This is a genomic window from Serratia sp. CY44782 (assembly GCF_052168715.1).
Lineage (GTDB): Bacteria > Pseudomonadota > Gammaproteobacteria > Enterobacterales > Enterobacteriaceae > Serratia > Serratia nevei.
On the sequence record NZ_JBJNME010000010.1, the window covers coordinates 152,810 to 166,811 of the forward strand.

General features: G+C 59.7%; 13 protein-coding genes. 9 read left to right on the forward strand and 4 right to left on the reverse strand.

Going from position 1 to position 14,002, the window contains the following annotated elements:
- Positions 1 to 3 precede the first annotated feature (3 nt).
- The 4 genes from ACJ8HT_RS19660 to mutH all read right to left on the reverse strand — a co-directional run bounded on the left by ACJ8HT_RS19660 (position 4) and on the right by mutH (position 3,128).
- Entirely contained in the window at positions 4 to 1,044 is a 1,041-nt protein-coding gene (locus tag ACJ8HT_RS19660) for an NADP(H)-dependent aldo-keto reductase (RefSeq protein ID WP_033635767.1), read from the reverse strand.
- 206 nt (positions 1,045 to 1,250) lie between these two features.
- Positions 1,251 to 1,469, reverse strand: coding sequence for a YgdI/YgdR family lipoprotein (locus ACJ8HT_RS19665; protein ID WP_194572903.1), 219 nt, complete (start codon positions 1,467 to 1,469; stop codon positions 1,251 to 1,253).
- 155 nt (positions 1,470 to 1,624) lie between these two features.
- Positions 1,625 to 2,341 carry a TerC family protein gene (locus ACJ8HT_RS19670; protein WP_070914508.1) on the reverse strand — a complete coding sequence of 239 codons (717 nt, stop codon included), beginning with the start codon at positions 2,339 to 2,341 and terminating at the stop codon, positions 1,625 to 1,627.
- Between the two features lie 100 nt (positions 2,342 to 2,441).
- Positions 2,442 to 3,128: a DNA mismatch repair endonuclease MutH gene (gene mutH / locus ACJ8HT_RS19675; protein ID WP_038878695.1), complete on the reverse strand. Its 687-nt coding sequence runs from the start codon at positions 3,126 to 3,128 to the stop codon at positions 2,442 to 2,444.
- 696 nt (positions 3,129 to 3,824) lie between these two features.
- On the opposite strand from mutH, the gene rppH reads away from it, so the two are divergent.
- From rppH to recC, 9 genes are all read left to right on the forward strand, one after another.
- Complete coding sequence (gene rppH, locus ACJ8HT_RS19680) at positions 3,825 to 4,352, forward strand: RNA pyrophosphohydrolase (RefSeq protein WP_004931849.1); 528 nt, start codon at positions 3,825 to 3,827, stop codon at positions 4,350 to 4,352.
- A gap of 12 nt (positions 4,353 to 4,364) precedes the next feature.
- The gene (gene ptsP / locus ACJ8HT_RS19685) at positions 4,365 to 6,611 is read left to right on the forward strand and encodes a phosphoenolpyruvate--protein phosphotransferase (RefSeq protein WP_038878700.1); all 2,247 of its coding nucleotides are present in this window, start codon (positions 4,365 to 4,367) and stop codon (positions 6,609 to 6,611) included.
- A gap of 222 nt (positions 6,612 to 6,833) precedes the next feature.
- Positions 6,834 to 7,706: a prolipoprotein diacylglyceryl transferase gene (gene lgt / locus ACJ8HT_RS19690; RefSeq protein WP_015378920.1), complete on the forward strand. Its 873-nt coding sequence runs from the start codon at positions 6,834 to 6,836 to the stop codon at positions 7,704 to 7,706.
- A gap of 7 nt (positions 7,707 to 7,713) precedes the next feature.
- Positions 7,714 to 8,508, forward strand: a complete 795-nt coding sequence (gene thyA, locus ACJ8HT_RS19695; protein ID WP_102985183.1) for a thymidylate synthase — start codon at positions 7,714 to 7,716, stop codon at positions 8,506 to 8,508.
- 174 nt (positions 8,509 to 8,682) lie between these two features.
- Positions 8,683 to 9,186, forward strand: a complete 504-nt coding sequence (locus ACJ8HT_RS19700; RefSeq protein ID WP_197653206.1) for a prepilin peptidase-dependent protein — start codon at positions 8,683 to 8,685, stop codon at positions 9,184 to 9,186.
- Positions 9,180 to 9,758: a prepilin peptidase-dependent protein gene (locus ACJ8HT_RS19705; RefSeq protein WP_197653205.1), complete on the forward strand. Its 579-nt coding sequence runs from the start codon at positions 9,180 to 9,182 to the stop codon at positions 9,756 to 9,758. Before ACJ8HT_RS19700 ends, ACJ8HT_RS19705 begins: the two co-directional genes overlap by 7 nt.
- Entirely contained in the window at positions 9,755 to 10,201 is a 447-nt protein-coding gene (locus tag ACJ8HT_RS19710) for a YgdB family protein (protein WP_197653204.1), read from the forward strand. The genes ACJ8HT_RS19705 and ACJ8HT_RS19710 overlap by 4 nt, the downstream gene beginning before the upstream one ends.
- Complete coding sequence (locus ACJ8HT_RS19715) at positions 10,191 to 10,547, forward strand: prepilin-type N-terminal cleavage/methylation domain-containing protein (protein WP_047729974.1); 357 nt, start codon at positions 10,191 to 10,193, stop codon at positions 10,545 to 10,547. Before ACJ8HT_RS19710 ends, ACJ8HT_RS19715 begins: the two co-directional genes overlap by 11 nt.
- A 32-nt stretch (positions 10,548 to 10,579) precedes the next feature.
- Positions 10,580 to 13,951 carry an exodeoxyribonuclease V subunit gamma gene (recC, locus tag ACJ8HT_RS19720; RefSeq protein ID WP_197653203.1) on the forward strand — a complete coding sequence of 1,124 codons (3,372 nt, stop codon included), beginning with the start codon at positions 10,580 to 10,582 and terminating at the stop codon, positions 13,949 to 13,951.
- Positions 13,952 to 14,002: the final 51 nt, after the last annotated feature.

A 14,002-nucleotide genomic window follows, 5' to 3' on the forward strand; every position in this document is an offset into this window, starting at 1 on the left:
TCATTAAGGCGCCGGAATGGTAAACCGGGTATGGATTTCTTCCAGCGCCTGCAGCACGTCCTCATCCAATACCACATCGAGGCTGTCGATGTTGATTTTCAACTGGTCCACCGTAGTGGCGCCCAGCAGGGTGCTGGCGACGAACGGCTGCTGACGCACGAAGGCCAACGCCATCTGCGAAGGATCCAGCCCGTGTTTTTTGGCCAGCGCCACGTACTCGGCGATCGCCAGTTGGGTTTGCTGCCCTGAATAACGGTTGAAGCGGGTGAACAGCGTATTGCGCGCACCGGCCGGTTTAGCGCCGTTGAGGTATTTGCCGCTCAGGGTGCCGAACGCCAGGCTGGAATAGGCCAGCAGTTCCACCCCTTCGTGCTGGCTGATCTCGGCCAGGCCAATCTCAAAGCTGCGGTTCAGCAGGCTGTACGGGTTTTGAATCGACACGATGCGCGGCAGTTCGTGTTTCTCCGCCAGTTGCAGGTAGCGCATCACGCCCCAGGGCGTTTCATTGGAAACCCCAATATAGCGAATCTTGCCGGCGCGCACCTGCTCGGTCAGCGCCTCCAGCGTTTCCAGCAGCGTAACCGTAGCTTTGTCATCGGTGTATTGATAGTTGAGTTTGCCAAAGCAGTTGGTGGCGCGCTGCGGCCAGTGCAATTGGTAGAGATCGAGATAATCGGTGTTCAACCGCTTGAGGCTGGCGTCCAGAGCGGCGCGGATGTTTTTGCGATCGAGCGCCTGCTGTGGGCGGATGCTGCTGTCGGTGCCGCGCACCGGGCCCGAGACTTTGCTGGCCAGGACGATTTTTTCACGATTGCCGCGCGCCTTGAGCCAGCTGCCGATATAGCTCTCGGTCAGGCCCTGGGTTTCCGGGCGGGGCGGCACCGGGTAGAGTTCGGCGGTGTCTATCAGGTTCACGCCTGCGGCCAATGCATAGTCCAGTTGCGCATGGGCGTCGGCTTCGCTGTTCTGTTCGCCAAAGGTCATGGTGCCCAGTCCCAGCACGCTCACTTCTAAAGAACTGTGGGGAATACGGTGGTATTGCATTAACGGCCTTCCTTTCTTGTTAGCGCTGATGGGCCGCGCGGCCCGGTGAAACAGGAGCCCAATGTCAGAAGACGGCGCAAAGTCCGTCGGGCGGCGATGTCGCCTTTCCTGACTATAACCAAGCGGTGAAGATGGGGGAAGCGGATTCCGTGCGGACACGAATGAGGGCTACCGCGCTCGAGCGGGCGATAGCCGGCGGGCGGTGATTAGCGTTCGATAACCTGGGAAACCTGATCGCCGTTAATCTGGCGGTGGTTGCCTTTCTCGTCTTTATAGCTGATGAGGCCAGTGTCTTTGTCGATCTCTGGCTTGCCTTGCGTCAGGATCATGTTGCCATCTTTGGTCGCCATCACGTAGTCGCTGGAACATCCTGCCAGGCCGGCCACCATCACCAGCGCAGACACTGTCATTACCCACTTTTTCATCCTGCGGATCCTCGATTATGCAGAAAACGTTGTTATTTCAAGATTAGCAAACTCTCGGCGAAGGGCGTCTCAGATAAGTCTTTATCTGATAAGAAAAAGTGAAATGAGAGGTCAACGAAGCGATGGAAGCCGCCGCTGGCGGCTTCCGGGTAGGGTTATTCCGGCGAGCGGTTTTTCTTGCTGCGCATCAGATTGAGCGCTTCTACCGACATCGAGAAGAACATGGCGAAGTAGATGTAGCCTTTCGGCACGTGCACCTGGAAACTTTCCAGCATCAGCGTGAAGCCCACCAAGATCAGGAACGCCAGCGCCAGCATTTTCACCGACGGATGGCGATTGACGAACTCACCGATTGGCCGGGCGGCGAACATCATCACACCGACGGCGATCACCACTGCCGCCATCATGATGAACAGATGGTCGGAAAGGCCCACGGCGGTGATCACCGAGTCCAGACTGAAGATAATGTCCAGCAGCATGATCTGCACGATCGCGCCAAAGAAGCTGTGCACCTTGGTGTGGTGCTCTTCCTCCGTGCCTTCGATGGTTTCGTGGATCTCTTTGCTGGCTTTCCAGATCAGGAACAGCCCCCCCAGCAGCAGGATCAGATCGCGGGCGGAAACGGCGTGATCCCACACGGTGAACAGCGGGTGCGTCAAGCGGATCACCCAGGCGATAGAGGCCAACAGCGCCAGACGCATAATCATGGCAGCGGCCAGACCGAGCCGGCGAGCTTTGTTCTGTTGCGCTTTGGGCAGCTTGGCTACCACCAGCGACAGAAAAATGATGTTATCAATACCCAGTACGATCTCAAGAATGGTTAGCGTACCTAACGCTAACCAGGCATTGGGATCCATAATCCATTCGAACATTGCCCGGCACACCTTAATACTTAATAAATGCAAAGCGTGAATTATACGCGTTTATCGTGGCGCTGACAGGGTTAGCTAAACCAGAGTTAAACGAAATCGCTTAGATTGAGAAATGTCTTGCCAGCAGCGCGCCGGTAAAACTCTTTTTCAGATAGAAACCGCGCGGCAGCGTCATGATAGGTTGCCCCTGTTCGCCGATGGCTTCGGTGAGCGCCTTGCTGTTGGCCGCTTTGGGGCGCAGCTGCAGCACTTCGCCGTGGCGCGCGGTGATGCGCTCTACGTGGCCGAGTACGATCAGATCCATCAACTCTTCCCAATCGCGGCGCAGACTCTCTTCTTCTGCGGCGCTCGGGCTCCACAGCAGCGGCGAGCCGACGCGGCGTTCGGCCAGCGGGATCTGCCGTTCGCCTTCTACCGGTATCCACAAGACGCGCGCCAACTTGTGGCGAACGTGGCTGCTGGCCCAGGTGACGCCGCTGTTGCCGGTAAGCGGGGCGACGCAGACAAAAGTGGTTTCCAGCGGTTTGCCGGCGGCGTCGACAGGAATGGTTTTCAGCTCGATGCCCAGTTCGGGAAAGTCCTGCTCCGGTTTGCTGCCGGCCATGGCGCCGAGGTACAGCTCCAGCAGCATGCCCACCCAGCCCTTATCGCGCTTCAGATCCTTGGGGATCGGCAGCTGCGCGCGGGCGGCCAGCTCGCCAAAGCTGGCGCCGGCCAGCGCCTGAGCACGCTCGAACAGCTGCCGTTCATTTTCCGGCGGGGGCGGCAAAGGGGATAAAAACGCCATAAATCAAGCCTGTCGAATTTGGTTGAAAAACGTACTGCAATTATGCACGACGAACGATAACCGTCATCGCCTGGGGAAAAGAATAATAGTAGCATGATTTTACATGACTTTTTTCATTTCCTTGCGGGGGAGGCAATGCACTGGCGGGGCTTGTTCACCTGAAGCCACCGACAATAAACAGGATCTTACACCTATTTATCCACAGATTTATGGGATAACCCAAATTTTTACCGATCACTGGTTCAATTTACAGCCTTGACTCGGGCGGTTTTTTACGAATTTGTCCGTTTTGTGCGTAACTTGCTCGGATAATCTGTGGATAAAAACGGCGTTGGTGGATCTTTCGCCAGGGTAAGATCCTTACCGTGCATAGATCACATTTTTACTCTGTACATAATGATGTGGCATTAATTAAGTATATGTTTTTAAGGTAAATGTGTGTTTTTGGGGGCGGTGGGGGATTTTGGGGTTTAAGAGTTGTACCGGCTTATCCCTCGAGTTCTGCACACACCTATCCACAGAAAAAGTGAATAAAACCGGCCCGAAAGGCTGGAGTATGTTTATAACTTTGCCTATATCTGTGAGTTATCCCAATGTTATCCGGTCCGCAGCGCCGTAAAGCAGTGGTTTACCGCCTGTAGCTTGTGTGAAACAATCAGGACATCTATGCGAATTTAAGCTTATCGAGGTAGTCCGGTGATCGATGATGATGGCTACCGCCCGAATGTTGGTATCGTAATCTGTAATCGTCAGGGGCAGGTCTTATGGGCCCGCCGTTACGGTCAGCACTCCTGGCAGTTTCCCCAAGGTGGGATTAACCCTGGCGAAACTGCGGAGCAGGCGATGTACCGTGAGCTGTTCGAAGAAGTGGGGCTGAGTAAAAAGGATGTGCGCATCCTGGCTTCGACCCGCAACTGGTTGCGCTATAAATTGCCGAAACGTTTGGTGCGTTGGGACACAAAGCCGGTTTGTATCGGCCAAAAGCAAAAATGGTTTTTGTTGCAGCTACTGTGCAATGACGCTGATATCAATATGCAGCGCAGCAGCACGCCGGAGTTCGACGGTTGGCGCTGGGTGAGCTTCTGGTATCCGGTGCGCCAGGTGGTGTCGTTCAAACGCGACGTCTACCGCCGGGTGATGAAAGAATTCGCCGTGACCGTGATGCCGATGCAAGAGCAGGCGGCGCCGCGGCAGGCCCCCGCTTATCGCCGAAAGAGAGGTTAAGTTAAGCCGACTATGCTCACGCGCTTGCGAGAAATTGTAGAGAAGGTGGCCGCGGCGGCCAGTCTGACGGATGCGCTGGATCTGCTGGTCAATGAAACCTGTCTGGCGATGGACACCGAAGTGTGCTCCATCTACCTGGCGGACAACGATCGCCGCTGTTACTACCTGATGGCCACGCGCGGGCTGAAAAAGCCGCGCGGGCGCACTATCGCATTGGCGTTTGACGAGGGCGTCGTCGGGTTGGTCGGCCGCCGGGCCGAGCCTATCAACCTGGCCGATGCCCAAAGCCACCCCAGTTTCAAATACGTTCCGCAGGTGAAAGAGGATCGTTTCCGATCCTTCCTCGGGGTGCCGATCATTCATCGGCGCCAGCTGCTGGGCGTGCTGGTGGTGCAGCAGCGCGAACTGCGCCAGTTCGACGAAAGCGAAGAGTCTTTCATGGTCACCCTGGCCACGCAGATGGCCGGGATCCTGTCACAGTCGCAGCTCAACGCCATTTTCGGCCAGTATCGCCAAACGCGCGTGCGCGCGCTGGCGGCTTCGCCCGGCGTGGCGGTGGCGGAAGGGTGGCAGGACAGCAGCCAGCCTTCGCTCGATCAGGTTTACCGCGCGTCGACGCTGGACACCGCTAGCGAGCGCGAGCGCCTGACGCTGGCGCTGGAAGAGGCCGGCGCGGAGTTTCGCCGCTTCAGCAAGCGTTTTGCCGCCAGTTCGCAAAAAGAGAGCGCGGCGATCTTCGATCTTTATTCTCACCTGTTAAACGACGCCCGTCTCAAGCGCGAACTGTTCGCCGAAATCGACAACGGTTCGGTGGCGGAGTGGGCGGTGAAACAGGTGATAGAAACCTTTGCCGAGCAGTTCGCCAAACTGCAGGACACCTACATGCGCGAGCGCGGCAGCGACCTGCGCGCGCTTGGCCAGCGTCTGCTGTTCCACCTCGACGACACCACCCAGGGCGCCACCCAGTGGCCGGCGCGTTTTGTGCTGGTGGCGGATGAACTGACCGCGACATTGCTGGCCGAAGTGCCGCAGGATCGTCTGGTCGGCGTGGTGGTGCGCGACGGTGCCGCCAACTCGCATGCGGCGATTCTGGTGCGGGCGATGGGGGTGCCGACGGTGATGGGCGCCGACATCCAGCCTTCTCTGCTCAGCCAGCGGTTGCTGATCGTCGACGGTTATCGCGGTGAACTGCTGGTCGATCCTGAGCCGGTACTGGTGCAGGAATATCAACGGCTGATCAGCGAAGAGCTGGAGTTGAGCAAGCTGGCGGAAGACGACGTCGAGCAGCCGGCGCAGTTGAAAAGCGGCGAGCGCATTCAGGTGATGCTGAATGCCGGCCTCAGCCCGGAACATGAACAGCTGTTGGGCGGCCGGGTGGATGGCGTGGGGCTATACCGCACCGAAATCCCATTCATGTTGCAAAGCGGCTTCCCTTCCGAAGAAGAGCAGGTCGCGCAGTACCAGGGCATGCTGCAGCTTTACCCGAGCAAGCCGGTCACGCTGCGCACCCTGGATATCGGCGCCGACAAGCAGCTGCCCTATATGCCGATCAGCGAAGAGAACCCTTGCCTGGGCTGGCGCGGCATCCGCATTACCCTGGATCAGCCGGAGATCTTTTTGATTCAGGTGCGCGCGATGCTGCGTGCCAACGCCGGTACCGGCAACCTGGGCATTCTGCTGCCGATGGTCACCAGCCTGGAAGAGGTCGACGAGGCTAAACGCCTGATTGACCGCGCCGGGCGCGAGGTGGAAGAAGTGCTCGGCTACGCGATCCCGAAACCGAAAATCGGCGTGATGCTGGAAGTGCCGTCGATGATTTTCCTGATCCCGCATCTGGCCGGGCGCGTTGATTTCATCTCGGTCGGCACTAATGACTTGACGCAGTACCTGCTGGCGGTGGATCGCAACAACACCCGGGTCGCCTCGTTGTACGACAGTTTGCATCCCGCGATGTTGCAGGTGCTGAGATTGATCGCCGAGCAGGGGAAAGCCGCCGGGTTGCAGCTTAGCCTCTGCGGTGAACTGGCCGGCGATCCCATGGGCGCGCTGTTGCTGGTGGGTATGGGCTATCGTAATCTGAGCATGAACGGCCGCAGCGTGGCGCGCATCAAATACCTGCTGCGGCATATCGACCTGGCCGACGCCGAAGTGCTGGCGCAGCGGGTGTTGAACACCCAGATGACCACCGAAGTGCGCCATCTGGTGGCGGCGTTTATGGAGCGGCGCGGCATGGGCGGGCTGATCCGCGGGGGCCGATAGCCGCCGTGCGGTGTGATTTTTTTACAGAACTTTTCCCGCCCTGCCGGACCGGACCGCGCTAAGCCTATGTTATGATGCGCAACCTCAGCGCGGCGCATGCTCGTCGCCTTGTACACCACAGCGGCTAACGCTGCCGTTTGCAAGGCGCGGGATAATCTCCGTCGCCGCTTGGCACCTGCCGCCCCCGCATGGGGAAAAATAACAGACATGTTGTGGTGATAGATGAGCAATAGCTATCTGGCGTTTCCTAAATTTGATCCGGTCATTTTCTCCATTGGCCCGGTTTCTTTGCATTGGTACGGCCTGATGTACCTGGTCGGCTTCGTTTTTGCCATGTGGCTGGCGGTGCGCCGCGCCAACAAGCCGGGCAGCGGCTGGACCAAAGACGAAGTTGAAAACCTGCTCTATGCTGGTTTCCTGGGCGTATTTGTCGGCGGCCGCGTAGGCTATGTGCTGTTCTACAACTTGCCGCTGTTCCTGGATAACCCGCTCTATCTGTTCAAGGTCTGGGATGGCGGCATGTCGTTCCACGGCGGCTTGATGGGGGTGATTCTGGTGATGTTCTGGTTCGCTCGCCGCACCAAACGCACCTTCTTCCAGGTTTCCGATTTTATCGCGCCACTGATCCCATTCGGTCTGGGTGCCGGCCGCCTCGGCAACTTCATCAACGGTGAACTGTGGGGTCGCGTGACCACCGATACCCCTTGGGCAATGCTGTTCCCAAGCTCGCGCAGCGAAGACGTGGCCCTCGCCGCCGCCGATCCTTCTCTGCTGCCGCTGCTGAACCAGTACGGCGTACTGCCGCGCCACCCGTCGCAGCTGTATGAACTGCTGCTGGAAGGCGTGGTGCTGTTTATCATTCTGAACCTGTTTATTCGCAAGCCGCGGCCGATGGGCGCCGTATCGGGCCTGTTCCTGATCGGTTATGGCGCATTCCGCATCATCGTTGAAGCGTTCCGCCAGCCGGATGCCCAGCTTGGCTTGTTCGACGGCGTGATCAGCATGGGGCAGATCCTGTCCATCCCGATGGTGGTGGCCGGTGTTATTATGATGATTTGGGCGTACCGTCGTCGCCCGCAGCAACAACTGTCGTGAGGGACAAATGAAACAGTATCTGGATTTGATGAACAAGGTGCTCGCCGAGGGCACCCCTAAAGCCGACCGTACCGGCACTGGCACGTTGTCGATTTTCGGCCACCAGATGCGTTTCAACTTGCAGGAAGGTTTCCCGTTGGTGACCACCAAGAAATGTCATCTGCGTTCGATCATTCATGAGCTGTTATGGTTCCTGAACGGCGATACCAACATCGCCTACCTGCGTGACAACAAGGTCACCATTTGGGACGAGTGGGCCGATGAAAACGGCGATCTCGGCCCGGTGTACGGCAAACAGTGGCGCGCCTGGGGCACAGCGGACGGCCGTCAGATCGATCAGCTGAGCAACGTGCTCCAACAGCTGAAGCAGGATCCGGATTCGCGCCGTATCATCGTTTCCGCCTGGAACGTCGGCGAGCTGGATCAGATGGCGTTGGCGCCGTGCCACGCGTTCTTCCAGTTCTACGTAGCGGACGGCAAGCTCTCTTGCCAGCTGTACCAGCGTTCCTGCGACGTCTTCCTCGGCCTGCCGTTCAACATCGCCAGCTACGCGCTGTTGGTGCATATGATGGCGCAGCAGTGCGATCTGGAAGTGGGCGATTTCGTCTGGACCGGCGGCGATACCCACCTGTACAGCAACCACATGGAACAGACTCAGCTGCAGCTGACGCGTGAACCGCGTCCGTTGCCGAAGCTGGTGATCAAACGCAAACCGGCTTCGCTGTTCGATTACCGTTTCGAAGACTTCGAGATCGAAGGTTACGATCCGCATCCGGCCATCAAGGCGCCGGTCGCGATCTGACCTTAACCGCATCACATCAGGGGCGCAGCGATTGCGCCCCTTTTTTTATCCGCATTGCGCACCGCGCCGCATTTTTTTGTCGCCGCCTGCCGTCGTAGAGGAAACATTGCGCAGCTTGCCTCAGCGTTTGCGCATGCGGCTTTACCGCGTTGTTACGGCCCTTACACTGGCGGCATGAACGACAATACTCTCTCGAACATTGACGATCGCCAGCGTGGCATGACGTTGATTGAGCTGTTGGCGGCGATATTGATCGCCGCCATGCTGACCGGCTGGGGCGTCGGGCAATGGCGCTATCATCAGCAAGCGCTGCGGCTGGAACACACGGCTCAACAGCTGCTGGCGTTTCTGCTGCGCTTGCAGGCGGACGCCAACTGGCGTAACCGCACGACGCTGCTGTGGTTCAAGAACGGCACGCCCTGGTGTCTGAGCGGTGGCGTGCCACCGCCGGATTGCGCTTCCGCCGAGGGCTCCGTTTTCTCGCCGTCTTATCGCGACGTCGCGTTGAGCGGCTACACCGGCAAAGATATTGGGTTTTACGGTTTGCGCAATACCGCGCAGGCGGGGCATATCCTTCTCAGCAACGATGCAGGCAGCCTGCGGTTGGTGCTGTCCGCCCGTGGGCGGCTGCGTTTGTGCAGCGAAGGGCAGCGGTTCAGGGGCATGGCGCTATGTTGACTTTAGAACGCGGTTTTACCTTGCCGGAGGTGATGTTGGCGTTGGTCTTCGGCAGCGTAATCGCGCTCGGCGCGGCGAAAACTTACCCGCTGTTGCGCCAGCAAAGCGTGGCCGTCGGCCAGCACTTTCGGCTGGAGTCAACGCTGCGGCAGTTGGCGTTCGGCATTGAGAAAGATCTGCGCCGCGCCGGTTTTTGCGCCGGGCAGTGCGCCGGCCGGCCGCTGCTGATCGGCCAGGCTGCGGGAGAAGTGGCGGGCAGCTGCGTTATCGTCGCCTACGACATTGCTCGCAGCGGGCAATGGCTCACTTCGGGCGAGGATGCAGGCTATTTCGGTTACCGGCTGCGCAATGGCGGCTTGGAAGGGCAGCGCGGCGTGAGCCAATGCGATGGCGGTGGCTGGGAGCGGCTACTCGACCATGACGAAGTGCGCATTGAGCGGTTTCATGTGGCGATAGCGCGGGGCAATCACGGCGCGACCTTGGCTCGCCTGATGCTGGCGGGGCGCTCCGCCAGCGATGCGCGTATCGGGCGCAGCCTGAGCGGGAGCGTCGAAATGGCGGCGCTGCCATGAACCGGCGCACCCAGCGAGGTGGTAGCACCCTGGCGGCGGTGATGTTGCTGTTGGCGCTGGGGCTGATGTTGTTTAACGCTCAGCATCGGCAGTTGGATAACGCGCTGTTACTGGCTGCCGATCAGCAGCGTTACCTTCAGGCTTACAATCAGGCCGCTTCGGCGCTGAGTTGGGGCATGAGCCAGCGCTGGTCACGCGCCGAGCTGAGTGCGGCGGCCTGGTTATGCAGGCAACGCGCGGAGCTGACGGCCTGCGCTCGGCTGTCTGCCAGAGCGGGCGTGGTGACGGTACGCGGCCTTGGCGAGATGCGCGGCGGTGAACCGCTATGGTTGTATCAATGGGGCACTTTTAACGGCGCGGAGGCCGCTGGCAAGGTGCAAGCACAGCCGGGCGGTCGGCTGGATTTTTGCCCCGAGAAAAGGCTGGCTGACTGTGACGGCTAACGCTCGGGCTGGGCGGCTATCCCGCAACGGCTTCAGCCTGCCGGAAGTGTTGGTGGCGGCCTTGCTGTTCTCGGTGTCGCTGCTGGGCTTGTTACAGTATCATCAGGTGCTGTTGCAGTCGTTTCAGCGCCAGTGGCACTACCGGCAAGCCTGGGGGCTGGCGCATCAGCAGCTGGAGGCGTTTGCCGTCACCGGGCGGCTCGAGGCTGAACCGCTGCCGGAAGGGTGGCGACGCGAGACGGCGCTTGACGATGCGGAGAGTGATTGCCGCCGATTGACGGTCAGGATCCAAACGCCGCAGCGGCAGTGGGCAACGCTGAGCCGCTGGTATTGCACCCGCTTTTAAGCCGGTATGTCTTTTGTTTTAAAGGAGCCTTGATGTTCACGGTTTATCATTCCAATCAGCTGGATTTGTTGAAAACGCTGACCAGCGCGCTGATAGCCAGAGATCCGTTGGCCGATCCTTTTCAACCGGAAGTGGTGCTGGTGCAGAGCCCCGGCATGGCGCAATGGCTGCAGATGCAGCTGGCGGAACAGTTTGGTATCGCCGCCAATGTCGCGTTCCCGCTGCCGGCGACCTTTATTTGGGACATGTTCACCCGGGTATTGCCGGATATCCCGAAAGAGAGCGCCTTCAGCAAGGACGCCATGACCTGGAAGCTGATGTGGCTGCTGCCGGAGATGCTGACCCAGCCGGCGTTTGCGCCACTGCAGCACTATCTGACCGATGACGGCGACAAGCGCAAGATTCACCAGTTGGCCGGCCGGGTTGCCGACCTGTTCGACCAGTATTTGGTCTATCGCCCGCAGTGGCTGGAGAGCTGGCAGCGCGGCGAGCGCATTGACGGGCTGGCGGAGGCTCAGCAATGGCAGGCGCCGCTTTGGGCGCGGCTGGTGGAGTACACACGCGAGCTGGGGCAGCCGGAATGGCACCGCGCCAATCTGTACAGCCGCTTTATCCACGCGCTGGAGCAGGCAAAAACGTGCCCGCCCGGTTTACCACCCAGGGTGTTTATCTGCGGCATCTCGGCGTTACCGCCGGTCTATCTGGAGGCGCTGCAGGCGCTGGGGCGGCATATCGATATTCACCTGATGTTCACCAACCCCTGTCGCTACTATTGGGGCGATATTCAGGATTACGCCTTTCTGGCTCGCTTGCAGAGCCGCAAGCGCCGTCACTACCATCAGGCACGCGAGCAAGGGTTGTTCCGCGAGCCGGATGACGCGGCGCGCCTGTTTGACGCCGCAGGCCAGCAGCAGCTCAGCAACCCACTGCTGGCCTCCTGGGGCAAGCTGGGGCGCGATCATCTCTATCTGTTGTCGCAGATGGAGGGAGCGCAAGAGGTCGACGCCTTTGTCGATATCCCGGCCGATACCATGCTGCACGCCATTCAGCGCGATATGCTGGAGCTGGAAGACCATGCGGTGATCGGTATTACCGCGGAAACGCTGGAAAGCAGCTTCAGCAAACGTCCGCTTGATGAGAACGACCGCTCCCTCAGCCTGCATGCCTGCCACAGCCCGCAGCGGGAAGTGGAGGTTTTGCACGATCAACTGCTGAGCATGCTGGCGCAGGATCCGTCGTTGACGCCGCGCGATATCATCGTGATGGTGGCGGATATCGACAGCTACACGCCTTATATTCAGGCGGTGTTCGGCAATGCCCCCGCTGAGCGCTACCTGCCGTTTGCCATTTCCGACCGTAAAGCGCGCCAGGCGCATCCGGCGCTGCAGGCGTTCATTTCACTGCTCGATCTGCCGCAAAGCCGCTTTACCTCGGAACAGGTACTGGCGCTGCTGGAGGTGCCGGCTCTGGCCGCCCGTTTCGCCATTGGCGAAGAGGGGCTGCGCCTGTTGCGTCATTGGGTCGGTGAATCCGGCGTGCGCTGGGGCCTGGACGACGATAACGTGCGTGAACTGGATCTGCCCGCCACCGGCCAGCATACCTGGCGCTTCGGCATTACGCGCATGCTGCTCGGCTACGCGATGGACAGCAATGCCGGCGATTGGCAGGGCATTTTACCTTACGACGAATCGAGCGGATTGGTCGCCGAATTGGCGGGGCAGTTGGCGGATCTGCTGGCGCAGCTCAGCCACTGGCGGCAAATCTTGAGCGAAGCGCGCCCGCTTGAGGCGTGGCTGCCGCTGTGCCGGCAACTGCTGGATGCCTTCTTCGCTGCGGACAGCGACACCGAAGTTGTGCTGGCGCTGATCGAACAGCAGTGGCAGCAGGCCATCAATTTTGGCCTGGCGGCGCGCTATCCCGACGAGGTGCCGTTGACCATTCTGCGTGACGATCTGGCGGCGCGCCTCGATCAGGAGCGCATCAGCCAGCGCTTCCTCGCCGGGCAAATCAACTTCTGTACGCTGATGCCGATGCGTTCCATTCCGTTCAAGGTGGTGTGCCTGCTGGGCATGAACGACGGCGTGTATCCGCGCACGCTGCCGCCGCTGGGGTTCGATCTGATGGCGCAGCAGGTTAAACGCGGTGACCGTAGCCGTCGCGATGACGACCGCTATCTGTTCTTGGAAGCGATTTTGTCCGCTCAGCAGCGGCTGTATATCAGCTTCATCGGCCGTTCCATTCAGGACAATAGCCCGCGCTACCCTTCGGTGCTGGTCACCGAGCTGATGGAGTATCTGGAGCAAAGCTATTGCCTGCCGGGAGATGAGGAACTCAGCGCAGACGACAGCGCTCGGCGGGTTGGTGAGCACTTGCTGAAGTGGCACGCGCGCATGCCGTTCGCCGCCGAGAATTTCTTGCCGGGCTCTGAGGAACAAAGCTATGCAGCCGAGTGGTTGCCCGCCGCCGATGGGCGAGGTGCGGCGCATCCGGCGTTCAACCAGCCGCTGCCTGCCGAAGCGCTGCAGCAAATATCGTTGGATGAGCTGCTGCGATTTTACCGCCATCCGATTCGCGCATTTTTCCAACTGCGGCTGGGCGTCAGTTTTATCCTGGAAGAGACCGAGCTGCCCGACGAAGAACCCTTCACGCTGGATAACCTCAGCCGCTACCAGTTCAACAGCCAGCTGCTGAATACGCTGATCGACGGCGACGATCCCGAACGGTTGTTCCAGCGGGTGCGCGCCGCCGGCGGCTTGCCCTATGGCGCCTTCGGCGAAATCTATTGGCAAAAGCAGCAGGAGGAGATGAGCGAACTGGCCGAGCAGGTGCGTGCGGAACGCGCAGAGAGCCATAGCCTGGAGCTGGATATCGATATCGCCGGCGTACATCTCAGCGGCTGGCTGCATCAGGTGCAGGATGACGGCCTGCTGCGCTGGCGGCCCGCTACGCTGTCGGCGGTGGACGGCATATTGCTGTGGCTGGAGCACCTGGTGTACTGCTGCGCCGGCGGCACCGGTGAAAGCCGCATGTATGGCCGCAAGAATTCCGCCTGGCGCTTTGCCGCGCTGGCGCCAGAAGAGGCACAGGCGCAGCTGGCGGAACTGCTGGCGGGCTATCAGCGCGGTCTGAGTCAGCCGCTGCTGTTGCTGAACAAGAGCGGCTGGGCGTGGCTAAGCCAGTGCTATCTGCCGGAAACGCAGGAAATCGACTGGGAGGAAGAAGCGCAAATTAAGGCACGCGCCAAACTGCTGCAGGCCTGGCAGGGCGATCAGCGCATTCCCGGAGAAGGGGAAGATCCCTACGTGCAGCGAGTGTTCCGCCAATTGGATAATGAATACTTGGCGCAAATACTGGCCGAAACAGAGCGTTATCTGTTGCCGGTGGCGCGGCATAACTTGGGGTAACAATCCCCCGGTGGTGCTGTGCGGCGGGAGGTGGTAAAAATAACGAAGGTT